This is a genomic window from Mariniblastus fucicola, assembly GCF_008087665.1.
Lineage (GTDB): Bacteria > Planctomycetota > Planctomycetia > Pirellulales > Pirellulaceae > Mariniblastus > Mariniblastus fucicola.
In genome coordinates, this window is the sequence record NZ_CP042912.1 from 6,466,332 (window position 1) to 6,489,635 (window position 23,304).

The window sequence follows — 23,304 nt, forward strand, 5'->3', positions numbered from 1 at the left end:
TCGACGGAAACTGACAGAATTCCGGCCGTACCCGAACCCGATGCCAGATACTCAGGCCTTGAACTACGGTTCGAAGCTCTCGCTTTATCCAATCCATGGACCAACCCACATGCCGAACTCGCAAACAAACCCTACCGACGTGCTTGAGGAGTATTTCGGGTTTTCGGAATTCAAGTTCGGCCAACAGGATGTCATCTCTCGACTGCTCGATGGCAAATCGACGCTGGCTGTTTTTCCGACCGGCGGTGGAAAGTCGCTTTGCTACCAATTGCCGGCTCTGATGCTCGACCACCTGACGATTGTCGTGTCGCCACTGATCGCGTTGATGAAGGATCAAATCGACCAGTTGCATTCCAAAGGTATCTGCGCCATTCGGCTGGACTCAAGTTTGACGCTTGAAGAGTATCGTGACAGCATCGCGAAAATTCGCAGCGGCGAGGCAAAGATTCTGTACGTTGCTCCGGAACGTTTTTTCAATGAGCGATTTCGCGGTTCGCTCGGAGGGACCAAAGTCTCTCTGTTCGCGATTGATGAAGCGCATTGCATCAGTCAGTGGGGACATAACTTCCGCCCGGACTACCTGAAAATGAAGGGCATCGCGGAAAAACTGTCGGCTGAGCGTGTGCTCTGCCTGACGGCTACCGCGGCGCCGCCCGTACAGGACGACATTCGCAACACGTTTAATATCGCCGAAGAAGACGCGGTCTGCACGCCATTCTTCCGACCGAATCTGCACATACGATCGCAAGTGGTAACCGCGGAACAGAGAGATTCGTTGCTGATCGAAAAGCTGCAGAACTCAGAACCGGGCGCGACAATCATCTATGTTACGTTGCAGAAAACTGCCGAGTCGGTTGCGAATCTCTGTCAGTCGGCCGGCCTCAACGCCAGAGCCTATCATGCCGGAATGGATGCGGAGACGCGCAGCGAAATTCAGGAATGGTTCATGCAAGGCGAGAGCCACATCGTGGTCGCGACGATCGCGTTCGGGATGGGAATCGACAAAGCGAACATTCGCTATGTCTACCACTACAATCCGCCAAAATCGATCGAGAGTTACGCCCAGGAAATCGGACGCGCCGGCCGTGACGGAAACGTGTCTCGCTGCGAAACAATTTTGGTTCCAGAAGACAGAATTACGCTGGAGAATTTTGTTTACGGTGACACGCCAACGCTGCCATCGATCCAGACGTTCGTCGACGAAATCGCAAAACAGCCCGATGAGTTTTTCATCAGCCCAACCAAGCTGAGCAATTACTGCGACATCCGATCGATAGTGACTCAAACGTTGATGACCTATCTGGAGCTGGACGGTTATCTGGCATCGACGTCCCCGCGGTATGACAGCTACAAGTTCAAGCCGAACGTTTCAGGTGCAGAGCTGATTGGAAAATTCCAGGGCGAACGTCAGGAGTTCGTGCGAGGGCTGTTGTCTTGCAGCAAGAAACAGAGGATCTGGTTCACGATCGATATTGGCGAAGCGATGAAAAGACTGAATTGCGATCGCCAACGCGTCATCAAAGCTCTCGATTTCTTTGCAGAAAACGATTGGATCGAACTGAAAGCCAGCGGGCTGGTTCGCGGATATCGAACGCTAAGAAGTTTCGATTCGAACCAGTCGATTGCCGAATCGTTCTACGAAAAGGTGACCTCGCGCGAAACCAACGAAATCGATCGGACTCAGAAATGGTTTGATCTTGCGGCCGCGAAAGCATGTCAGCCCGGGATTCTTTCAGTTCATTTTGGCCAACCGCTGAGCGAGCCCTGTGGTGAGTGTTCATTCTGTATCGGGGACGGGCCGTTCGAAATTCCTGAGCCATCCGCGGCGAAGATTGACGAATCGACTTTGCAGACGGTGCGAAACTTGGCCTTGGAACATCCTGATGCACTGAACACACCGCGTGCGATCGCCCGATTCCTGTGTGGCATCAGATCGCCCGCACTGACGCGCGCAAAACTATCCCGACACCAGTCTTTCGGCTGCTGCGAAGAAATCCCTTTCGGCTTGATCATCCAACAAGTCGACTCTCATTTTGCGGCAAAACAGTGAGCGGCAAACTTGACGATCGATTAGTTGCTGTTGCTGATCGAATTCGATCTGGCACGCATGCCGATATCGGCTCCGATCACGCCAGCCTGCTTGTCGAACTGCTCGTCAGCGGAAGAATCCAGCATGGAATCGCGATCGAGAACAAGCAGCTGCCGTTTGAGAATTCGCTTCGAGCACTGAGAGGTTTGGCTGCCGACGTACGGCTGGGCGACGGGTTGCACGCGCTGCAACGCGGCGAAGCCTACAGCCTCAGCATCTGTGGACTTGGTGCCGAGAGCATCCGTGACATTCTGTTGGCCTGTCCCGACCGGATTCCGGATCTGGTGGTGCTGCAAATATTTCATCGACCGGAAATCATTCGTCGTTGGGCCGTGGAAAACGGCTTTCATCTGACCCAAGAAACCACGACGGCCGGAAAACGCCACTACACAATTCTGTCATTTCGCCGTAGTCATGGTCCTGAGAACAGCGACCCGGCCTATGACAATGTTGATCGTGAAACGGCGTTGCTGTTTGGCCCTTTCGTTTTGAAGCGCGAAGACCGACAATTTGATTTGCACTTGCAGTGCGAAGAAGCCTGGTGGCGAAAGTTCGATCAGCTTTCGGCCGAAACCGCTCAACGTCTGAAGTTGCTTCGTAGCGTCATGGCGGATCGCCAGGTCGCTCCCCTACCCGATCGGAATCAGTCGTGAACTCAGTCGCCAATTGTCGCTTCAAATTCTTTCCTCAGCTAAACGATCTGGAACAAACCCAATGGCTTGGCTCGCGACAAAAGTTTCACGCCGTGCTGGCCGAAGAATATTTCGGCACGGACAGCCTGCAAGACAAGTTTCTGCAAGCCATCGCAGCCGAACGGCTGTTGCCGATCAAGGAAGTGCTGGAGTCGTTCGAGTTCTTCACCCGAATCCGAAAGTCGACTCGCCAGAGCACGGTTGCCGATCTGTGTTGCGGTCATGGATTGCTGGGGATTCTGTTTGCGATGTTCGAACGCGATGTCGAAAGGGTAATCCTGATCGATCAGAACGAACCAGAAAGCCGACAGAAACTGATTGCGGCCGCGAGCCGTGTTGCACCGTGGATCGAAGCCAAACTTCAAAATCACAGCGCAAAAATTGGCATCGACGGCAGCTGGATCGAGACTGGAATGGCGGTTGTGAGTGCTCACGCTTGCGGCGTGCTTTCGGATCTGTGCATCGACATCGCGATCAAATCGGGAGGACCGATTGCGATTCTTCCTTGCTGCTATCCCAAGTCCGCCTGTTCAGCGCCGCTGTCGTTGCAAACGCAGTTCGGAATGGAAACGGCCTTCGACATCGATCGCACCTATCGCCTGGAAGCCGCTGGTTATCGAATTCGCTGGGGATCGATTCCTGAAGAGATCACGCCGATGAACCGAATTATCTATGGGCGCACTCCATGATCCGCATCGCGTAGCAGATGCCTATTGGGCGACGCCGCTAAGCGAAAACGGTGCCCATAGCCGGGGTGCAGGGAACTTCTCACGCGTCTTCAACATCGCCAGTCGTAGCGCGGTCGCTTTGTCGGCACCTTTAAGCATCGCCTGGTAAAAATACGACATCAGCACCGCCGTCGCCTGATCGCTGACCGGCCACAGCGAAACGACGATCGTCGGGACCCCGGCAGAAACGTAACCTTGCGACAATCCGATGACGCCATCGCCAGTAATGACTCCGCGTCCCGTATCGCAAGCACTCAGCACAACCAGCTCTGCTTTCAAATCCATCCGCATCGTTTCGCGGACAGTGAGAAAGCCATCTTCGCCTTCCGACGGACCAAGTGCGACAGCGGAAAGGTAACCTTGCGTAAATCCGTTTTCCGATTCGAGCAAACCGTGTGTGGCAAGGTGAATAAAACGAGCCGACTTCATCTTTTCGGCCACGGCGACTTCGGTCGCATCTTCGCCAATCATCGGCTTCACGCCCAACAAATCGCCAAGATATTTGGCTTCGGCCTCGGCACCCTTGAGCGGCGTCAATGCTTTCGGTGGCTTGTCCGGACGCGATTGATACGACGGCATGTTGGGGTTGCCGACGATCAGAATTTCTTTCGATCCCGCAGACGCGACTTCCCGCTGTTGTTGTTTTGCCAAGCGCATCATCTCGATTGACGGTGCGTAAGAAATCGTATGTTTCACCAGCAACGGTTCGCCATCTTTGTCCGGCAGAGCTGCGAACGGAACCAGATATAGCGAGCCCTGTGGCATGAACGTCACGCGAGCACCTGGATCTTTCGGAAGCCACTTTTCAATCGGATCGATCAGTAGAGTGGTCAGGATTTGCGTGGCTTTGAATTTGTTCCCGACAGGCTGATCCGATTTAGCCACGGATTCTTCGTCCGACGCATCACGAGCTTTCTGTTTCGTTTCATCTGACTTTTCCTCAGCTTTCTTCGGTTCAGCAGGCTTTTTCGGACGGGCAAGAATTTCGCTGCGAGAAAGAGCGACCAGTTTGTCCAATGATCCACGCAGCGGAACGGAGACGAAATTGGCATCGCCGTTGGGTTGGATCACCCATGCGAAAATCGCGTGGGGTCGCGAAGCAGAATGATTCTTTGGCAGCCATGCTCGTGTCTGCCGATCGAAAAGGTGAGCAATCGAGTACATCACCAGAGTCGTCTTTTGCTCCTTCGCGATCGCAGCCATATCGTCGAACGACAAGGCTTTCGTTTCGTCCTCTGCGGCGACGCCAAGTTTCTCACGAAGCATTTCAACCTGTGATCGGCCGCGCGTGTTCTCCGCGAGCACCAACGCTTCACGATAGCGTTTTTGCTTGATCAAAATCTGCTGACGGTACTCTCCCGATTCGGAAATTTGATCACTGAGCAAACGCTGACTCATTTCGCCGGTGATGATTCCGGTTCGGGCCAGATCTTTGTATTGAGCCTGTTGGCTGACGATAGCCCGATCGATTTCGTCCAGGACTTTGTTGGCTTCATCAAGCTGGTTCAACGTGACGAGAAAACTGGCTAGTGTCAGCCGGTCATTGATCAGAATTCCCGAAACGGTTTTCTTGTCCATTCCGTTGGTCAACAACGTCTTCTCTTTTTCTGCAACCAGTTCCGTCTGGCTATCGATGATCGCTTTAAGCGCGGCAGCCCGCTCGGATTTGTCGCCGGCATCAGCCTGCAACATCGAAACGGGAACCCGAAGCTGATCAAGATTCAGTTTGACCATCGAGTCGACGTTCTCGCCCGTTGCTTTATCGATCGTTCGTGTCGCTTCCTTCCATTTCCCCTGTTTAATTTGCGATTGAGCCAACGAATGAGCAACCATCGGACGGAGCATCTCCGTGCCTTCGCCTTGAAGTTCAATGGTCTTCGAAAGTAGCGTCTCTGCTGCTTCGTTGCTATCGATTCCCAATAGCGACATGCCCAAAATCGCGTCCGCTCGCATCAACAGGTCGTTTCGTTCAAGCTTCGAAGCAATGCCTTTCGCCTCGCGAATTGCCTCTCCCCCAAGGTCGAAGATTTTGTTTTGAACAGCCGCACTGCCGAACGACATCAAGGCTTCGTACTCTTCTTCGGAACCCGGATTGTCTTTGTGAACAATCTGCAACATCTCAAAATCGCTGATCGCCTTGAGCGGCACGTTGCCGGTTTTCATCAGGTGGATCTTGATCGCCTTGAGCACCTGTTTCTTGAACTCGATTTTGTCTCCCGAAGCACGCAGTTGGCTGGTAAGGAAACGATACGCCGATTCATCATCTTTCCTGGCGAGGATTCTGGCAGCGATGTCCATCGAAGTCATGAATTCCGCGTGTCGGTTTTCTTTGCGAGCCAGCGCAATTGCTTCGTCGATCCTGGCGATGGCTTTGTCGAGATCGCCGGACGTGAAATACCCTTGAGCTCCCGCGTTGAGCATCGCGATGATCGCTTCGGGCTGGTTATTGCCGGCGTCACGCATCATCTTGATGGCAGCATCCATTCGCTGCCCAAGTCCGGCTTGCCAGGCAAAGGCTTGCGATTGACTGCAGCAAATGAACATGGCCACGGCAACGATGATCAGCTTGAATTTTTTCATGGATACAAACAATGGTGAAAAACTGGAACTTGGACAAACAGCAACAGAGCGGTGATTTTGAACAGCCAACGTTCTGACCCAATTGGAAAGCGAAATCCGACGAATCGGTCGCAAAAACCATCGCCGAAAACTTCAGAGCCATTCTGTCAGACACGCCCACAACAATCCAGCTTGGATAGCATTCGTCGTTGGCAGGTTTCGGGCAGAAGGACGTTAATCCTGTGCTGCATATCTCAGATGGAAGTCTTTCGCCAGCGCGGCGAATTCGTCGGAGTGCTGATGACGCGTCGTTTCAAGCACAAGCTCCGACTTCGCGATCGCCTGCGGACTCCGTTGCCTGCCGAACTCCAGCAGCACGCGTTTGGGCGGCGAGTCCGGTGTTGGCCGCACGTCAACCTGGCTCCACAAGCTCAGTCCCGCCGCAAGCGACAATTCGACTGTCGGACCGGATTGCTCAAATGGCAACACCAGGCACAACCTTCCCGAATCCGACAGCAACGAACGCGTTTCGCGAACAAGCGACTCCACTGAAAGCGATCCCTTTTGCCTGGCGACACGACGGGCGTTTGCTGGCGATGGCCATGACGGGTCGAAAAACGGCGGATTGCAAACCACGATGTCAAAGCCCGAAAAATTGGTGTCGATCGCGTCTGTAAGTTGCTGCAAGGAACAGTGGACTTCCGGGAGATCTCGCGGCAATCGTTCCGGCCACGGACAATCGCGAAAGTTCTCCAACGCTTCTTCAGCAGCCGGCAAATCGATTTCGATAGCAGATATATTGGCTCGCGTTGCCAACGTTCGCTGAGCCAGCATCATCGCGACGATGCCACATCCGGTTCCCACGTCAAGAATCCGCGCCGCCCCACGCAACGGAGTCCACGCTCCCAGCAAAACGGCGTCGGTACCAACTTTCATCGCCGCACGTTCGTGGCGAATGGAAAACTGTTGAAAACGAAAGGGAGTCTTGGACAAAGCTGCCTCGTTACGCGTCGGGCAGTTGGTCCACAAAGTCGGCTGAATGTCGAACGGCCGACATCAGTTCGACATACTGATGCCCAAAAGATTCTTCATCGAAATGGCCATTGTCTGTCGCGATGGATCGTGCCTCGAACAACGTTTCCAGTTCCAGTTCGAACTTCCTGGCGACAAACTCCAACGGCTCGACGGCCTGAGCATCGGCGTCCCCGCCAAGCTCAATCGCTACCTTGAGCAACGGCATAAACGAGTCGTAGTCGCGAACCAGCGAAGCCCGCAATCGATGCGGAGAAGCAAAATGCATCAGACAGATACTCTGCATGCGTAGCTGCAGACTGCGCAATTCCTGCTCGCATCGCAAACGAAGATGCGAGCGTTGAACTTCAATCCCGTCCACAAAGTCATCGCCATAAATCGTGCGATGATTTCGTTTCATTTCCCGCAGCATGATCGGAAACACGTCGGCAGACGATTTGAGTTCGTGTTCCGTCAGCAGCAAGGGAAACACCGACGCACGACCGCGAAGCCGATCGAAGGCCTGCGACAATCGCGTCCAATCCGCCTCGACGAGATCCTTGACAACGATCAACACCTGTATTTCGGCCTCAACGGTTGGCAATGACTCTAAATCTTTGCCAACCAGTGGACCGTAGTGCACGACCGAAACCAGTTTGTCATCGAAAGAATTCTGCAGCGATTGCAGCAGCGATTCAAGTGTTTCGGCGACGACAGGTTTCTGAATCATGGAACTACTCTACAGACTGCCCGCGAGAACTTCATTGAATGTCGAACTTGGACGCATGGCTTCGACGACCAAATTCTCTTTCGGGAAGTAGTATCCGCCGAGATCAACCGCTTTGCCCTGAGCCGAATTCAGCTCTTCGACAATCTGCGATTCCTTTGCGGCCAAGGCTTCCGCCAGCGGAGCAAACCTGGCTTTCAGGTCCGCGTCTCTATCCTGCGCCACAAGCGCTTCCGCCCAGTACAACGCCAGATAGAAATGGCTGCCGCGATTGTCGAGCTCGTTGACCTTTCGCGAAGGCGACTTGCCAGTATCGAGCAGCTTTCCAGTCGCGTCGTCGAGCGCCTCAGCCAGAATCGCCGCCTGCTGGTTGCCGGTCGACTCACTCAAATGCTCCAGCGAAACTGCGATCGCCAGGAACTCGCCCAGCGAATCCCAACGCAAATGGTTCTCTGCCACGAACTGCTGCACATGCTTCGGCGCCGAACCACCGGCACCCGTTTCGAACAAACCGCCGCCGTTCATCAACGGAACAATCGAAAGCATCTTGGCACTCGTTCCCAGCTCCAGAATCGGAAACAGGTCGGTCAGATAATCGCGAAGCACATTGCCCGTCACCGAAAGCGTGTCCTGTCCCTCTTTGACGCGAGCGAGCGTGAATTTGGTGGCTTCCTCTGGAGAGAGAATTTCAATCTGCAATCCATCGGTGTCGTGATCAGCAAGATACGTTTTGACTTTCGCAATCAGTTGAGCATCGTGAGCACGATCCGCGTCAAGCCAGAAAACGGCTGGAGCACCCATCGCACGAGCCCGCGTCACCGCCAGCTTCACCCAATCGCGAATCGGAGCATCCTTCACCAGGCACATTCGCCAGATATCGCCGGTAGAAACATCGTGGCTGAAGACCGTCTCACCCGCCCCGTTGGTCACGCGAACCGTCGAACCGTCCGCCGTTTCAGGAACCTCAAAAGTCTTGTCGTGCGAACCGTATTCCTCGGCTTTCTGAGCCATCAATCCCACGTTGGGAACTGTGCCCATCGTCGTCGGATCGAAGGCACCGTGCTTCTTGCAAAACTGAATCGTTTCTTCGTAAATCGCGGCGTAGCTGCTGTCAGGAATGACGGCTTTGGTGTCCTGCTGGTTGCCGTCCTTGTTCCACATTTGCCCCGACGTTCGGATCATCGCTGGCATCGAAGCGTCAATGATCACGTCGCTGGGCACGTGCAGGTTGGTGATACCTTTGTCGGAGTTCACCATCGCGATGTCGGGACCATTTTCAAGCGCCGATTGAACATCCGTCATGATGGCTTGCTGCTGTTCCTCCGGAAGCGTTTCGATCGCGTCGAGAACGTTGCCCAAACCGTTGTTCGGATTCGCGCCGGCTTCTTCCAGCACGTCTCCGTATTTTTCGAACACGTCTTTGAAGTAAACCTTGACCGCGTGACCAAAAATGATTGGGTCCGAGACCTTCATCATCGTGGCTTTCATGTGCAGAGAAAACAGCACGCCCTGCTGTTTGGCTTCCGCGATCTGAGCCGCGAGAAAGGTCTGCAATTTGGCGACGTTCATGGCAGTCGCATCGACGACTTCGCCAGCAAGAACATCGATGCCTTCCTTGAGCACCGTCGTGGTTCCGTCAGGCGCGACCAGTTCGACTTTCAGCGTATCGGCAGCCTCAAACGTTTTTGACAACTCATTGCTACGAAAGTCATCGCTGCTCATCGTAGCGACATGCGATTTCGACTCACCCGACCAGGCTCCCATCGAGTGCGGATTCTTTTTGGCGTAGTTCTTGACGGCCTTCGGTGCCCGACGGTCAGAATTGCCTTCTCGCAAAACGGGATTGACGGCACTACCCAAGACTTTGGCATAGCGTTTTTTGATTTCGGTTTCGGCATCTGTTTCCGGGTCATCGGGAAAGTCCGGAACGGGAAAGCCTTGAGCTTGCAGTTCTTCTATCGCGGCTTTGGCTTGCGGAACCGAAGCGCTGATGTTGGGCAGCTTGATGATGTTGGCTTCAGGCTTTTTGGCCAGTTCACCAAGCTCTGCCAGAGCATCTTTCGTTTTCTGATCCTCGGCCAGAAAGTCCGGGAACGCGGCAAGAATGCGGGCCGCCAGAGAGATGTCCCGGGTTTCGACGTCGATGCCACAGGTGTTGGTAAACGCCTTGACGATGGGCAATAGTGAACGCGTCGCCAGCGCAGGTGCTTCGTCAGTCAGCGTGTAGATGATCTTGGATTCGCTTGCCATGAGTGTATACAGTTTGTCAACAAATACGGGGTGATTTTGAGCCTCGTATTGTCGCTGATGCCACTCGATTTGTCAGCCGCAATTTAAATCTCTGTTCGCCTGAGATCATCGCTGAAAAAACGGCAGGACCGGACCGGGCAAATCCTGCGAGCAATTTAGCGATGCTTTAGTCCTGGAATCCGCCAAAGCGAGCAGGACTGACCAGTTGATTCGCGGGACGAGCCGACGCGAACGAATTCTTGCTGACAAGGAAATCGCGAAGCTGCACCATTCTCAGCACCAGCCCAACTCGCGCATTCACGTGGAGCTTTTTATGAAGCGACTCGAGGTGGTATCGGACCGTGCGCGGCGATATTCCCAGCGTCTCTGCGATCTGGTCTCGCTTGTTGCCTTCAAAAAGCAAACGGCAAACCTGGCCTTCACGGGTCGAGAGCCGGGAATACTGTTTGACAGCGGTCCATTCGGTGTCGCTAATCAGTTTTTCGCCCGGACGTTCGGTCCATTCGAAAGGTTCGCTGGTTTTATAATTGGCGGATGTGGCAAAATTGCTGCGTGGAACATTCATGTAGAACTCGATAAAGCCAAGGTAACCCGATAACGCTTTCCCTTGGGCGTCTTGGCAGAGTTTGAGCGGCGATGTAACGCTAAAAAAATTCATTTGTTGATTTTCTGGGGAAACCGCATTCAAACTCCTGATTTATTGATTGGACTAACATGGCTAATTCCGGACCGACTCAAGATTTTGAACTGTATTTGCCGCGTCGCAAGTTTTTGACATTGGCCGCGATCGGAGTCGGCGCTGGCGTCGGAGGCGCAGTGTGGGCTTCGAACTTTGCCAACGCCATGACCACGCCCGGTCGCTTTGCGGAAGAACTGTTGAAAACGCCGCAGATGACCGAAGGCCCGTTCTATCCGGATAAACTCCCGCTCGATACGGACAATGATTTGTTGGTGATCAACGACGCGATCACACCAGCGGTTGGAAAGATTACTCATCTCAGCGGACGAGTCCTGACGACGGCGGGCAGTCCAATCAGCAACGCGTTTGTGGAAATCTGGCAAGTCGACAACACAGGTGCCTATTTGCACAAAGACTCCAACGGGGCCAAAGATCGCGACACGAACTTCCAGGGCTACGGGCGATTCCTGACCAATCGAAAAGGAGAATATTACTTCCGGACGATTAAGCCGGTGCCGTATCCGGGCCGTGTGCCGCACATCCATTTTGCGGTTTCGATCAACGGCCATCGTGTGCTGACGACTCAAATGCTGACTCGCGGCCATGACAAAAACGAGCAGGACGGTTTGTTCCGACGGATCCGTGATGAAAAGAGTCGGCTGGCGATTACCGCTGAATACAAACCGGTTGCAGAATCAAAATTTGGTGAGCTTTCAGCCGAGTTCGATTTGGTGCTTGGCGTCACTCCGGATGAGAACGCTCAGTTTCCGATTCAAGGCGGCGTTTCGAAACCATCTCGTCGCTGAGCCAGTTTTTGAGCCAACCGTGGCTTCCGTGGCTGTGGCTTCCAGCCGCAGTATTTTGGCCCGATCCGGCAATCAATTTCGTCCACGAATCACACGAAGCTCCACGAATAGAATGCGGCCCACGAAGAGCCCGCTTTAGAACGTCCTGAAACATCCTACCTATCGAAAAAAAATCCGTCCGGTTTGCAATTCTTTGACCATCACTGTTCTCACACAGAATTTTTGATGTTCAAACCCTGAATCGGTACATAATGATCCGGCTGTTTTCATCCGCAAATTCGCGTCAGGATCAGAAAATGTCAGATCAGCATACCGATCCAGACAATCTCGATCACGCCGATCATTCCAATGAAGATGCCAGGTCGTTCCAGCGACTGATCGCCCGGGCCAAACACGGCGATGACCAAGCCCTTTCCGACCTTTGGAATCAGTGTCGTGGCTATCTTCTGTCCATCGCCAATCGGGATCTTCAGCCGCCTGAATTGCAAAAGTTCGGTGCCTCCGATGTCGTCCAGCAATCGATGCTGATCGCCAACGAAAAACTGCCCCAGTTCAGTGGCTCGACTCAGGGCCAATTCTTTGCGTGGATGAAACAGGTGGTGCTCAACGAATGTCGCACCCGTCGAAAATCGCTGCGAACTCGAAAGCGCGAAGTCAACCGTGAGCGATCAACGACTGCCGGCTCGAAAGAGGTCCCAGGTTTTCGACAGATCACCGATCCGTACCTCACACCGGGAACTCGCGCCGTCAGCGACGAACAGACTCAATTGATTCGCGTCGCGATGAGCCGCCTCGACACGATCGACCAAACGGTCATCAGGCTTCGCAACTGGGAAGACCAGTCCTTCGAATCCATTGGCAAGCAAATTGGAAAAAGCGCCGAAGCGTCACGGAAAGTTTGGGCGCGAGCGATCGTAAAACTCGAGCGGGCACTCAAGGAGATGAACGCGATCTGATGAACGAAGACCTCGGCAACAACCCAAATCGTTTTCAGGATGCAAACGAACTGTCGCTGGAAGACGATTCATACCTCGACGATCAGCGCGTTGACGAACTGGTTCGACTGCACGAACAGGTCGCCGATGGCAACGTGGATTCAGGAGAGCAATCCGGATCCGCGCGGAGGCTGATCGAGATGCTGGCCACGATGAAACCGGTGACTCAGGGCGACACCACGCGGTTCATCAAAAGCCTGCTCGACACGCCAGTGATCGGAACTGAAACTGAGTCCGAAGACGAACAGCTTCCCCGCAAGATCGGTCGCTTCGAAATCAAATCGGTCTTGGGCCATGGAGGATTTGGGATCGTGTTTTTGGTCAACGACCCGAAACTCAATCGAGCAGTTGCCTTAAAGACGCCTCGACTCGCCGCAATTCTCGACGACCAGGGCCGCGAACGGTTTGCCCGCGAAGGACGTTCACTGGCGGCACTCAATCACCCCAACATCGTGCCAGTTTTCGAAGTCGGAAATGACGGACCGGTTGCCTGGATCGCTTCCGAGTTCATTCGCGGCACCAACCTTTCGCTACAGGTTTCCAACGCAGGCGTTTACGTACCGCTGGCCGCAGCAGAAACCGTTTCGACGCTCGCCGCCGCCGTCCAGCACGCACATGGCCGCGGGATAATTCACCGTGACATCAAACCGTCAAACGTTCTGATCGATGAAGACAATAATTCGGTCCTGCTAACCGATTTCGGTCTGGCTCGCGACATCGTCAACGAAGACCAATCGATAACCCAATCTGGCAGCGTGATCGGAACGCCCGCATTCGCTGCTCCGGAACAATTGCGAGGCGAAGAAGTCACCGTTGCTTCCGACATCTATTCGCTCGGCGCGGTGCTCTATTTCCTGTTGACCGGAGAAGCACCATTTTCTTCCGACAGTATCGCTAAAACTATTTTGGAGGTTCAGAATCAACAACCCGTTGCGCCGGAGAAAACGACTCCTGCAGTTCCGCGTGATCTTTCCGCGATCTGTCTGAAGTGTCTTGAAAAACGGCCCGCCGATCGATATGCAACCGCGCATGACTTGCAGAAAGACCTCGAACGATTCTGCAACGGTGCGCCGGTTCGCGCCCGATCACTTCCGGCATGGAGTCGGTTCTTTCGCTGGTGCCTTCGCAACAAACTGGTGGCATCGCTGGCATTGATTGCAACTGCGGCTTTGTTGACGACGCTTGTCTCAACGAGCATCAACCTGAACCGCTCGGAGCGTTTGCGCAAGGAGGCCGTCGATGCGCGGGCTCGTGCGGAATCGAAGGCAAAGCAACTGACCGGCGCGATCGAACGACTGTTCACGGCGATCGTGGAAAGCCCAACTGCGCTTTCGAACTCGGCGCCGCTGCGAGAAAAATTGCTGCAGGAAACCGACGCGCTCTACCAGCAAGTTCTGGCCGACGATCCCGGTGACGATCACTCCCAGGTTGAGCAAACTCGGGCCATCTTCCGGCTGGCGTTGCTCAAGCAAGCGATCGGCGATACGAAAAAGGCTTTGGAACTGGCCACGTTTTGCCGGGAAAAAGCCGACCAATTTCGCCCTGCCGGATTAATCGAGGACAGTGAGTTTCTCGAATGGAGGGTCTTTGAAGCCGAACGCTTGCGAGAGCTTGGACGTCTGGACGAAGCCGATGAAAAGTTCGTCGAATCGCTGTTGGCGGTGGGAGTTGCGATCGATGAAGGAGATTTCGATCAAGCCGTGGCGATGTGTGAAGCCAATCCAACGCTTCGCCAGTACATCGCCGTCGCGATCTCCAAACGTGCCAGCGCGATGACGGAATCGGGCAGCCTGGAAACTGCTGACCAGCTATCCCAAGCTGCTCTTTCGATCTGGAGCGACCTGGACGCCGAAATCGAATCATCCAACTTGCCAGACGATGCTGATCACGAAAACGTTCTCTCACCGGCGGTGAACCATGCGTACTACAAAGCCACTTGTCTGGCGATTCGCAGCAACGTGCTTCGCCAAAAAGGTCAGTTCAAAGACGCCGAAATGTTCTCTACCAAGGCGGTTGGATTATGGCGCGGTCTAGCCGCCAATGCGTTGACCAATCAGTTGGAACCGAAGCGAATGCTGGTGGAAAGTCTGAGCCAACTCGGAATCATCGTTGCCGAACAGCAGCGACTCGACGAAGCCCGCGACCATTATCACGATGCAATGTCGATCGCGGAAGAGTTGGTCATGGAAGAACCGGATGTCCCACGCCATGGTCAGTTGCTGACGAGCGTTAGGTATTCGCTGGGCGTGACGGAAATGCTTTTGGAAAATTTTGAGGTGGCCGAGAAACTGATTCTCGACAACATCGAACGAATGGAGCAGTTGAAAGAGCAGTCGACCGAATTTCAACCGCATCTAAATCGCAGCATGGCCAACCATTTCAATTTGCTGTGCGTCATCCGTCAGCGATCCGAGGAATCGCCTGAGTTGGTTCGGGAAGCCATCGAGTCGGCGGTTGATCTGCATCGGCAGACGATCGAGAAACGTCCTGACCTGGTAGGTGCCCATCTCGATCTCTCCCAGGCACTGAACAATCTGGCCGAATCGTTTGCTGATTCGGAAGAATTGGGATCGGCGATTGAGTCGACGTTGGACTCGATCGAGCACTGCGAAGCCATTCGAAAAGTTCGACCGGAGTGGCCGATCAACTTGCATCATCTCGGCGCAACGCAGCATGCTTTGGCGACACTCTACTTTGAAAATGAACAGCACGAACTTGCGCTGAAGCATTGCGATTTGGCCGAAGAGTTGCTGCCGCTGGAACAGGTTTCCGAAGTTGAACAGCTGCGAGCAAAGATCAAAAAAGCCCGCGAAATGCAGGACTAAATCGAATTCGTCGGAATTGTCGTCCGCTTTCGATCGAAATCGACACTGCTGCCTGAGCACTTTTCTTTAACGCCAGGAGCAACCATGTTTCAGACTCAACGACTGACCGTTTTATCCATCGCTTTCTGCCTTGGCGTTTGTTTGGCTCTTTTTCCGACACCTGCTTTCGCCGACGTCGTTCATAGCATCGGCGTTCAGGGAACCGGATCGGGAAACGGCACTCTGCCCTATTCGGAATCGATTGACGTGTTGGCAGGAGGTACGCTTACCGGCAACGGTTCAGGCGATGGGAATGGAGTGACGACCGGTTCTTCTTTCGGTCAAATCTTTGCTCCAAACTCAGGCGGCCAATTGGCCTCATTGTCGAATTCCGTGTTCAGCGATCGAGCCGGAAGTTTTGTACCAAACGCAGTTGCGGGATCGGCAGTCGTGTATGGCGATGACATTTTTCTGACCGGTAGCGGAACTCTGCCTTCTTCGATTCGAGTCCACTTTGCGGCCAGTGGAAGCCTGAACACTTCTTCCATAAGCACATCTAGTCCATTTTCGACCAGCCGTGCATTGTTCTATGCGCGAGGGACAAGTTTTGCAGGATTTTTCTCGAATATGGAGACCGATAATCTTGCGGGACAAGAAAACCCGGACCTCGACGCGCAGCTCGCATTTCTGGATTACAGGCAAAGCTTCGACGACTTCCCGGACGAGCAATCGTTAAAGACTGTTTCCGAATCGTGGTCCAGCCTGTCTGACGACGGTAGCACTTTCAATGGTACTTTCTCTCACGATGTAAGTTACGACAATGCGATCGGCGGCTATGACTTCGAGGTGGTGTTCGCTGCAATTTCACGTGCTGGTGACAGCATCGCAAGTACGTCTGTTGCGATTGATCTGGTGGGAGTTACCGACACATCGAACAACGTGATTTCTGATTTCGACGTTTCGTTTGCATCGGGAAGACTGTCTGCCGTTCCAGAGCCGAGTACCGGTTTGCTGTGCGTCGTTTTGTTGGGCGCGGCGTTGTGCCGGCGGAAACGAAGCGTGCTAAAGGTGGCATAGGCTTCCAGCCTGTGAATTGTATGGATAGGGTTGGGAAGCGTGCCGAATAGAAAACGTGCCGGGATTGTGAAGTGTTATAGAAATAGAGTTCGTCTGGTCGATGCAATCATGATGCTCACAGGCTGGAAGCCTATGCCACCGTGTTGAACCAGTTGCTCAGATGTCAGGTTCGTTTAACGGCAAGCCGCAGGCGACGACTTCGTTTCGAAGCGCCAAATCGCATTCGCCTACGGCTTGCCGTTAAACGATTGCCTCTCTGGTTTTCCCAAACCACCATCGATTCGTATTGGCAACCAGCTGTTCCGGCTCGATGTCCAGCAACTCGGCCAGACGCTCACTGATCCGTGCGAGGTTTGCTGGATGATTCGCGGTATCATCACCAAACGGTCTGAACTTCTCCGGCGGCAGCATATCCGGCGCATCAGTTTCCACCAGAATTCGATCCTGGGGGATCGAACGAAACACCTCGACTACTTTCTCTTTCTTCTCATGCAGAAAGTAGCCCGAGAAAGAAAACCACGCTCCAAGTTCGACGAACTTCTTTGCCGTCTCCTCCGAACCACCGAAGGAGTGCATTAAAAATCGCGGCAGGACGTCGTGCGAAGTCAGCTCTTTCAACAGCGGTCCCCACGCCCTCAAGCAATGAATCGTGCACGGCCGATCAAGTTCCACCGCAAGATCCAGCTGGTTTCGAAATACGATCAGCTGGTCCTCGATATCGTGACCTTCGATCCAGCGGTCGAGTCCAATCTCACCAACGCCAGCGTCAGGAAAGCGATCAAGAAAACCGCGAAGTGATTCCAGCCAGCTCTCCGCCCTGCCCTGCACTTTCCAGGGATGCACTCCGAAAGAAGGACGTACAAATTCCGGCCACGTTTCGGCCAGCTTTGCCACGGCCGACCAGTCGGATTCTTCGGTGCCGTTGACCACGCACGAGCTGACTCCAACGTCACGCATTACGGAAACAATTTCGCGGCGATGTCCGTCAAAACGCGCGTCCTGCAAATGATTATGCGAGTCAATCACGATAGAATCGTCCAACGATACGTGCCACGATCTATTTCAAGTCCAGCGGCTTGACTCGTACCTTGCGAAATGCCACTGGACCATGGTCGAGCTGCAGGAAAATCGGTGCCTTGGCAACCTCCGGTTTGGGACTGGAAGCGTTACCCGTTGGCGATTCCAAATCGACGTCGGCCTGAATCGTTTCGCCATTGAGAGATACATAGACGAACTTCGCGTTCTCTGTTTTCTCGCCTGCTTTGTCAAAGCGAGGAGCCTTGAAAACGATTTTCAACGTCTGCCATTGCCCAGCTGGCTTCGCAGCGTTGGTCATTGGCGGCACTCCCTCATCAATGTATTTCAATCCGCCACCGTTTTTGAAAACCCAGTGTGGATAGACCCCGCCACATTCTTTGGCGTTCGGTTTTTCCTTGTGGCTGCTGTCGTAGAGCTGAATCTCGTATCTCTGTTGAAGCTTGACACCTGAATTGCTTCCTTTGCCGATCAGAAACTCAAGCTGCAACTCACAGTCGCCGAACTCCTGCGTGCTGTTGAGATTGCTGCGACCGAAAGCCATCTTCGAAGTCACGGCAATGACGCCTTTTCCTTCAACAGGCGTCAGGCCTTTCGAATCTTCAGCCAGTTTCACATCGCCACAGAGAGCCAGTTTTTCGTTTACGTCAGCAAAACCGACCGGGCCACTTGCATCAACCAAATCGACCCATTGAGTCGCGGCGTGTAGATGGCCTTGTGTGAGAAACAGCAAGCAGAGGAAAACCAGCGATCGAATGGTCATAGTGAAAGTCACTTGTTGTACGTCAGACAAAAAATATGATTCGTCGACGCCTTAACTTCGCAGAACGCCAATTCACGTGACCATTGTAGTTTCCACCGCGCGGCCCAAACAAGTAGCAACCGTTAGCACGCCGATGTTGGCTACGACTCCTTCATAATCTTTCTCAGGTGTGGCTGGATCACCTTTGCAACGGCTTTCACAACCGGCACCGCCACGCTGTTTCCAAATTGCCGATAGGCCTGCGTGTCGGAAACAGGAATCTGCCAATCGTCCGGGAAACCCATCAATCGGGCACACTCGCGCGGCGTGAGACGGCGAGGATTGCTGCGCGGTCCGCGGCTGACCAGAATTTCGCTGCCGTCTTTGTAGTAACGAGCCGAAAGTGTGCGAGCCGTATCGTTCGGTGTCACCAATCCAAAACCAAATCCGTTTCCTTTGGCTTTGTGCTTCGCGGCGTAGGCCTGCAGGTAGTCCCAAAGTTTGTCGGAAAGCGTGTACTTTGGGTTCACCTTGGCTTTGGCTCCAATCGTGTAGGGTTCTTCTGCGATCTCCGTTCCGTTTTGAGGATGCAGGATGGAACTCAGTTTATGATTCGGTTCCGGGAGTTTCATTTTGCTCCAAGAGAACTTCGTTGGCTCACGAAAGCCGACGATGAAGATCCGTTCGCGATGCTGCGGCAGGAAATGTTTTGCGTCGATGACTTTGTAGTGGACCTCATAGCCCAATTCGTCTTGCAAGGTCTCGCGGATGACTTTGAAAGTTTCGCCCTGTCGATGGCTGAGCAGGTTTTTGACATTCTCGAGAACAAACGCCGCCGGACGATGATGAGCAATCACACGAGCGACATCAAAAAACAGCGTGCCTTGAGTCTTGCACTGGAAACCATGCGGCTTGCCCAAGGAGTTCTTTTTGGAGACGCCAGCGATCGAAAACGGCTGGCAGGGAAAGCCTCCGACGAGCAAGTCAAACGGCGGGATTTCTTTCTCGTGAGCCTCGCGGAGGTCGCCGTGGATCGGATGCTCACCCGGAAAATTGGTGCCGTAGGTTTGCTGGCTAAAGCGATCCCACTCGCTGGTCCAAACGCAATGGCCGCCGATCGACTCCAGCCCCAAACGCGTCCCGCCGATGCCGGCAAACAGGTCGATCATGCGAAAGGCCTGTTTGCGGGATCGCGTCTTGCCCGGTCGCCGAGTTTGACGCGTTTGGCGAGTTCGATTTTGCTTTGCCGTTTCGGTTGCCATGTTCCCGTCCGTGAATGATCAAGTACGGGAATCGTACCAGAGTTTAAACGCTCTGCCAGGGTTTGCCTGATCGCTATCGACAACGCAAACGATGACTACCGACTTTTCATCTGATACGTTAAATCGATGATGAAGTCCTGTACCTCGTCAGCAACTCGTTCGTTGGCACGCAGGACCAGGACACCGCCGATGCATGTCAATTGACAGTTGCCTCCACCATTTGCTTCCCATGCGTCACTGCTGACAACGTTAGTGATCGTCGACGTCAGCAACTTCTCCGCCGTCAGGACCGGGACGGGCACTTGCTGAACGACAACCTGGTTTTTGGATTTGTCAGATTCTTTTGTTGTTGCTGGTGCTTGAGGAGCCAGGCAAAAGACACCTCCTCCGCCGCCGCCAAAGCCGCCGCCTCCAACGACAGGAACATTGACAGAGCTGGATATCGGTTTGCCGATCCGATTTGCGTCGGCGACACTGATCAATTGCAGAATTTCCCGCACATCAATCATATGCCTCGACAAGTAGTCTGGCTCATGCTCATCGTCAGTTGAGATGATTAACAGCACTCCATCCCGAATCGAGTAGGTCGCGTCCACTGGTCTAAGCATCATGCGAAGTCCATCGGATGTCCGAACCCCCGCCAGGTTGGCAGAAACTTCCGTGTCGGAATCGAGAATCCCTTCGAGATTCTGATCAACGACAATGTTCACACCAAGGTCTCCTGAAAGTTGAGCGACCACGTCGCCAAACGGTTCGGACTCGTAAATCATATCACTCGGCGTCTTCAGCTTTTCACGAATTCGATTGTTCGACATCGTCCGTTCTGAAGGCTTGACGGCTGGTCTTCGGGGCAAGGCTCTTTTCGATGCGGTCGCCGTCGCCGAATCATCAAAAGGATTTGTTTCCGCACTCGCAACATCGCCCTGGTTTCCAAATGGATCCGCCTCACCATCTTCCTGCGCGACTGAATTGGACGGTGATCCAAAGCGTGCGTTTTCAGGCCACATGGCCATCGTCAAAACGGCAACCAGAAACAAACACGCCGTGGCTAAAGTCATAAATCTCATCATCCACCTCTTTCGATTTGCCAAAGAAACTGATTGGAGATTTTTCGCCAACACGGCGGCATCTCCGAACTCTTCAACGGCCTTCATCACAGCCGTCTGTCGCTGCATCCCGTTCTGCATCAAGTCCGCAACGCGATTTTCCAAATGATCGCGAAGCTCTTCACTGATTTGTGTTCGCTGACGTTCGCTCAGTCCAAGCAACCGACCGACCAGCGAAAGCCATGTATCAAATTCATCGTTCGACATGCCGCTTTCCTACCCCGGATTCGGTAACGGTTGAATGTATCCCTGCATCAGCTCAGCCATGCACTGCACGTACTGGTTCCATTGATTCGCCTGTTTCGTCAAACGCTTTCGACCCGCCGCGGTCAGCGAATACCACTTGCGGCGCCGACCCGTCGATTCATCCCAGCGGCTGCGAATAAGTTTCTCACCCTCCAGGCGATGCAACAGCGGATACATCGTCCCGGCGGACATGGAGACCTTTTCGCCCGAGGCCTCGCGGATCTGTTTCTGGATCAGATAGCCATATTGATCGCCCTGATCAAGCACAGCCAGCACCATCAGATCCAAGCTGCCTCGCAGCAGGTCGCTTTCGAATTTGTCGACTTTTTTGGCCATTTCGCTCGTATTTCCCATTCGTCGACGAGGATTACCTTAAGCACTCGCACGCCAATAGATTGTCATGCGATATATCGCACGACGACACATTAGCAGTTTACCAATCCAGTGTCAACAATTTTTGCGCAGAGGTCGGACGCACCAGTTGCGGAATCGTTCCCGAAGAATTCACTTCAGCTGCAATCGCTGTGTCACCGTGCGATTTGCAGTTCGATCGTCAGCAGTGCCGCGACGGGGCGTGTATAATTTGGCTCTCCCTCGAATTCCGCAATTGGCTCGCAGGAAACCGCATGACCAATCCCAAAAAACTGGCTCACACTTTGGCTACGGTCGTTTTGCTCAGCGTGCTCTGGAGCACGGAATCATCTCCCTGCAACGCCTGTCAAACCGATAGAGGGTTGGGGCTTTCGAAGATAAAGCGAACGATCCCGAAGCTTCGCACGTTGCATACGCGGCTTGAGAAACCCAAAGCCGGCGACTGGTTGGAGACGCATCGCGAGAAAGGTCAGACGTTTTCGCAGTATCGAAAATCCAAACCAAATGTGCTGTCCGGACGACGCAGAAAACTGTACGTACAACCGATTGGTGATTTCACTGAAACCGACAACGGACTGATTTCGACCAGTGCTGAATTCCTGTCGATCTATTTTCAATGTGAAGTCATCGTCAACGAAACGCTTCCTGAGTCCGTGATCCCTGACTCGGCACAGCGGACTCATCCTTCATGGGGCGTGCATCAGTTGCTTACGAGTCACATTCTGGAACAAGTTCTGGCGCCGGAACTTCCTGCGGACGCGTTTGCCACGATCGCGTTCACGAAGTCCGATTTGTGGCCTGGTGAAGGTTGGAGTTTCGTCTTTGGCTATGCTTCGTTTCGAGAGCGAGTCGGCGTTTGGTCTCTGGCCCGTTTCGGTGATCCGGAAGACAGCGACGAGGTTCGAAAGCAATGTTTGCTGCGCACGATCAAAGTCGCCACGCATGAAACCGGACACATGTTTTCCATCGAACACTGCACAAAATATCGATGTAACATGCAGGGCAGTAATTCGCTTGAAGAGTCAGACTCGCAACCGATCTACCTGTGTCCGGAGTGCCATGCAAAAATTCTCTTCGCAGCGAACTGCCTGCCGACGGATCGCTACAAAAAACTGATCGAGTTTTGCGAGCAACATGATCTCGCTGACGAGAAAGAGTACTTTCAGCGAGCGTTGTCACGAGTCGATTAGGCCCGCCGGTTGCGACACCGATTTGCTCCAACCGACATCATTTCGATCTTCCGTGAATCGATTTGATGACAGTTTCTGTTCAGACCGCGTGCGAGCCTGTAACAAAAAAACACCGTAAAACGCGGGATTTTTCGCCGTTTGAGCGGATTTCGGCACTTTGGCATGTGGGGTGCATTTTCTGGTGCTGTTGGCAGTCGCAACGATGTGACTGCAACACGATTCTCAAAGGAGACCCACGTATGACAGGCACATCAATCAAATCAATTCTGGCGTTTGCCCTATTGGTTGGCGTTGCCTCACAGGCCAACGCTGACATCTGGGACCACATCGATCAGCAGGCTGTCGACATCGAACGAACTGCCAAAAGGCTTCGCGGCGAAGTCGATCACTATCGCCACACTCGCTACTACGGACAACTGATCGGAGCGACCGCTCGTCTCAAGGGACAAGCCATCCACGTGCACAACATTGCTCATCATTCACACAACGCGATTGCTCTCAAGCATGCGGTGAAGGAACTGGATCGTGCGTTTCACGATACGGAAGAACTGTTCGACCGTGTCGAGCACAACGCGGCCTATGGAGACGGTCACATTCGGGGAAACACTTCGCATGTCAAGCAAATGCTCAATGGTGTTGAAAGTTGCATCCATCACTTGCAGGACGATGTCCGTCGACTGGCTCGAATCCAAACTACCCGAACCCATCAAACGTATCGACCAGCGCCGCATGTCTACTCCCATCGCGAAGTTTACAATCGCCCTGTTCAGACTCGTCCCGTTTATAGCGGAGGATATGGATACGATCATGGCCGACACGATCGGGGACATCGAGTTGGTCACGATCGAGGCCACAGCAGACATCGTAACGACGGCGGAGTTGCATTCTCGATCGGCGGCGGAAGCTCAAGGATCACGTTCCGATTCTAATTTGA

At 53.6% G+C, this 23,304-nt stretch carries 19 protein-coding genes; 9 read left to right on the plus strand and 10 right to left on the minus strand.

The annotated features are described in order from the left end of the window. Positions 1-40 precede the first annotated feature (40 nt). Genes MFFC18_RS24270 through MFFC18_RS24280 form a run of 3 tightly spaced genes read left to right on the plus strand, consistent with a single transcriptional unit; the run spans position 41 to position 3,470 of the window. Positions 41-2,050 carry a RecQ family ATP-dependent DNA helicase gene (locus tag MFFC18_RS24270; protein ID WP_202907571.1) on the plus strand — a complete coding sequence of 670 codons (2,010 nt, stop codon included), beginning with the start codon at positions 41-43 and terminating at the stop codon, positions 2,048-2,050. Further along, positions 2,047-2,742 carry a tRNA (adenine(22)-N(1))-methyltransferase gene (locus MFFC18_RS24275; RefSeq protein ID WP_075085841.1) on the plus strand — a complete coding sequence of 232 codons (696 nt, stop codon included), beginning with the start codon at positions 2,047-2,049 and terminating at the stop codon, positions 2,740-2,742. Before MFFC18_RS24270 ends, MFFC18_RS24275 begins: the two co-directional genes overlap by 4 nt. Beyond that, positions 2,739-3,470 (plus strand): methyltransferase, encoded by a 732-nt coding sequence (locus MFFC18_RS24280; protein ID WP_075085840.1) that lies wholly within the window; start codon positions 2,739-2,741, stop codon positions 3,468-3,470. The genes MFFC18_RS24275 and MFFC18_RS24280 overlap by 4 nt, the downstream gene beginning before the upstream one ends. Before the next feature lie 21 nt (positions 3,471-3,491). On the opposite strand, the gene MFFC18_RS24285 is transcribed toward MFFC18_RS24280, so the two are convergent. The 5 genes from MFFC18_RS24285 to MFFC18_RS24305 form a co-directional block, all read right to left on the minus strand. After that, complete coding sequence (locus tag MFFC18_RS24285) at positions 3,492-6,089, minus strand: CHAT domain-containing protein (RefSeq protein ID WP_075085839.1); 2,598 nt, start codon at positions 6,087-6,089, stop codon at positions 3,492-3,494. Positions 6,090-6,302: 213 nt separating this feature from the next. Then, positions 6,303-7,061 (minus strand): tRNA1(Val) (adenine(37)-N6)-methyltransferase, encoded by a 759-nt coding sequence (locus tag MFFC18_RS24290; RefSeq protein WP_075085907.1) that lies wholly within the window; start codon positions 7,059-7,061, stop codon positions 6,303-6,305. 10 nt (positions 7,062-7,071) lie between these two features. Continuing rightward, positions 7,072-7,809: a hypothetical protein gene (locus tag MFFC18_RS24295; protein ID WP_075085838.1), complete on the minus strand. Its 738-nt coding sequence runs from the start codon at positions 7,807-7,809 to the stop codon at positions 7,072-7,074. A gap of 9 nt (positions 7,810-7,818) precedes the next feature. Beyond that, on the minus strand, positions 7,819-10,056 hold the full coding sequence (locus MFFC18_RS24300; protein WP_075085837.1) for an NADP-dependent isocitrate dehydrogenase: 2,238 nt from the start codon (positions 10,054-10,056) through the stop codon (positions 7,819-7,821). Between the two features lie 166 nt (positions 10,057-10,222). Further along, positions 10,223-10,714 (minus strand): helix-turn-helix transcriptional regulator, encoded by a 492-nt coding sequence (locus MFFC18_RS24305; RefSeq protein WP_075085836.1) that lies wholly within the window; start codon positions 10,712-10,714, stop codon positions 10,223-10,225. A gap of 56 nt (positions 10,715-10,770) precedes the next feature. Between MFFC18_RS24305 and MFFC18_RS24310 the strand changes: the two genes are divergently transcribed. The 4 genes from MFFC18_RS24310 to MFFC18_RS24325 all read left to right on the plus strand — a co-directional run bounded on the left by MFFC18_RS24310 (position 10,771) and on the right by MFFC18_RS24325 (position 16,417). Continuing rightward, positions 10,771-11,541: a dioxygenase family protein gene (locus MFFC18_RS24310; RefSeq protein WP_084417330.1), complete on the plus strand. Its 771-nt coding sequence runs from the start codon at positions 10,771-10,773 to the stop codon at positions 11,539-11,541. Positions 11,542-11,837: 296 nt separating this feature from the next. After that, on the plus strand, positions 11,838-12,497 hold the full coding sequence (locus MFFC18_RS24315; protein ID WP_157665218.1) for an RNA polymerase sigma factor: 660 nt from the start codon (positions 11,838-11,840) through the stop codon (positions 12,495-12,497). Further along, a complete protein-coding gene (locus tag MFFC18_RS24320; protein WP_075085834.1) occupies positions 12,497-15,361 on the plus strand; it encodes a serine/threonine protein kinase in 2,865 nt (954 codons plus the stop codon). Before MFFC18_RS24315 ends, MFFC18_RS24320 begins: the two co-directional genes overlap by 1 nt. A gap of 84 nt (positions 15,362-15,445) precedes the next feature. Beyond that, entirely contained in the window at positions 15,446-16,417 is a 972-nt protein-coding gene (locus tag MFFC18_RS24325; protein WP_075085833.1) for a PEP-CTERM sorting domain-containing protein, read from the plus strand. A gap of 240 nt (positions 16,418-16,657) precedes the next feature. Here MFFC18_RS24325 and MFFC18_RS24330 read toward each other — a convergent pair whose 3' ends face one another. The 5 genes from MFFC18_RS24330 to MFFC18_RS24350 form a co-directional block, all read right to left on the minus strand. After that, positions 16,658-17,443 (minus strand): TatD family hydrolase, encoded by a 786-nt coding sequence (locus tag MFFC18_RS24330; RefSeq protein ID WP_202907570.1) that lies wholly within the window; start codon positions 17,441-17,443, stop codon positions 16,658-16,660. Positions 17,444-17,474: 31 nt separating this feature from the next. Next, complete coding sequence (locus tag MFFC18_RS24335) at positions 17,475-18,215, minus strand: 3-keto-disaccharide hydrolase (RefSeq protein WP_075085832.1); 741 nt, start codon at positions 18,213-18,215, stop codon at positions 17,475-17,477. A 140-nt stretch (positions 18,216-18,355) separates the two neighbouring features. Further along, positions 18,356-19,456 (minus strand): DNA (cytosine-5-)-methyltransferase, encoded by a 1,101-nt coding sequence (gene dcm, locus MFFC18_RS24340; RefSeq protein WP_075085831.1) that lies wholly within the window; start codon positions 19,454-19,456, stop codon positions 18,356-18,358. 95 nt (positions 19,457-19,551) lie between these two features. Then, positions 19,552-20,769: a permease prefix domain 1-containing protein gene (locus MFFC18_RS24345; RefSeq protein WP_075085830.1), complete on the minus strand. Its 1,218-nt coding sequence runs from the start codon at positions 20,767-20,769 to the stop codon at positions 19,552-19,554. Between the two features lie 9 nt (positions 20,770-20,778). Then, positions 20,779-21,144 carry a PadR family transcriptional regulator gene (locus MFFC18_RS24350; protein WP_075085904.1) on the minus strand — a complete coding sequence of 122 codons (366 nt, stop codon included), beginning with the start codon at positions 21,142-21,144 and terminating at the stop codon, positions 20,779-20,781. Between the two features lie 290 nt (positions 21,145-21,434). On the opposite strand from MFFC18_RS24350, the gene MFFC18_RS24355 reads away from it, so the two are divergent. Then, on the plus strand, positions 21,435-22,370 hold the full coding sequence (locus MFFC18_RS24355; RefSeq protein ID WP_075085829.1) for an archaemetzincin: 936 nt from the start codon (positions 21,435-21,437) through the stop codon (positions 22,368-22,370). Between the two features lie 239 nt (positions 22,371-22,609). Further along, a complete protein-coding gene (locus tag MFFC18_RS24360) occupies positions 22,610-23,299 on the plus strand; it encodes a hypothetical protein (protein ID WP_075085828.1) in 690 nt (229 codons plus the stop codon). Positions 23,300-23,304: the final 5 nt, after the last annotated feature.

What these genes read in the sequence shown, in the direction of transcription:
- MFFC18_RS24270 (WP_202907571.1), top strand. Translation starts at nt 41, where the DNA reads ATGCCAGATACTCAGGCCTTGAACTACGGTTCGAAGCTCTCGCTTTAT.
- MFFC18_RS24285 (WP_075085839.1), bottom strand. Translation starts at nt 6,089, where the DNA reads ATGAAAAAATTCAAGCTGATCATCGTTGCCGTGGCCATGTTCATTTGC.
- MFFC18_RS24295 (WP_075085838.1), bottom strand. Translation starts at nt 7,809, where the DNA reads ATGATTCAGAAACCTGTCGTCGCCGAAACACTTGAATCGCTGCTGCAA.
- MFFC18_RS24300 (WP_075085837.1), bottom strand. Translation starts at nt 10,056, where the DNA reads ATGGCAAGCGAATCCAAGATCATCTACACGCTGACTGACGAAGCACCT.
- MFFC18_RS24305 (WP_075085836.1), bottom strand. Translation starts at nt 10,714, where the DNA reads ATGAATTTTTTTAGCGTTACATCGCCGCTCAAACTCTGCCAAGACGCC.
- MFFC18_RS24310 (WP_084417330.1), top strand. Translation starts at nt 10,771, where the DNA reads ATGGCTAATTCCGGACCGACTCAAGATTTTGAACTGTATTTGCCGCGT.
- MFFC18_RS24315 (WP_157665218.1), top strand. Translation starts at nt 11,838, where the DNA reads ATGTCAGATCAGCATACCGATCCAGACAATCTCGATCACGCCGATCAT.
- MFFC18_RS24320 (WP_075085834.1), top strand. Translation starts at nt 12,497, where the DNA reads ATGAACGAAGACCTCGGCAACAACCCAAATCGTTTTCAGGATGCAAAC.
- MFFC18_RS24325 (WP_075085833.1), top strand. Translation starts at nt 15,446, where the DNA reads ATGTTTCAGACTCAACGACTGACCGTTTTATCCATCGCTTTCTGCCTT.
- MFFC18_RS24335 (WP_075085832.1), bottom strand. Translation starts at nt 18,215, where the DNA reads ATGACCATTCGATCGCTGGTTTTCCTCTGCTTGCTGTTTCTCACACAA.
- dcm (WP_075085831.1), bottom strand. Translation starts at nt 19,456, where the DNA reads ATGGCAACCGAAACGGCAAAGCAAAATCGAACTCGCCAAACGCGTCAA.
- MFFC18_RS24345 (WP_075085830.1), bottom strand. Translation starts at nt 20,769, where the DNA reads ATGTCGAACGATGAATTTGATACATGGCTTTCGCTGGTCGGTCGGTTG.
- MFFC18_RS24350 (WP_075085904.1), bottom strand. Translation starts at nt 21,144, where the DNA reads ATGGCCAAAAAAGTCGACAAATTCGAAAGCGACCTGCTGCGAGGCAGC.
- MFFC18_RS24355 (WP_075085829.1), top strand. Translation starts at nt 21,435, where the DNA reads ATGACCAATCCCAAAAAACTGGCTCACACTTTGGCTACGGTCGTTTTG.
- MFFC18_RS24360 (WP_075085828.1), top strand. Translation starts at nt 22,610, where the DNA reads ATGACAGGCACATCAATCAAATCAATTCTGGCGTTTGCCCTATTGGTT.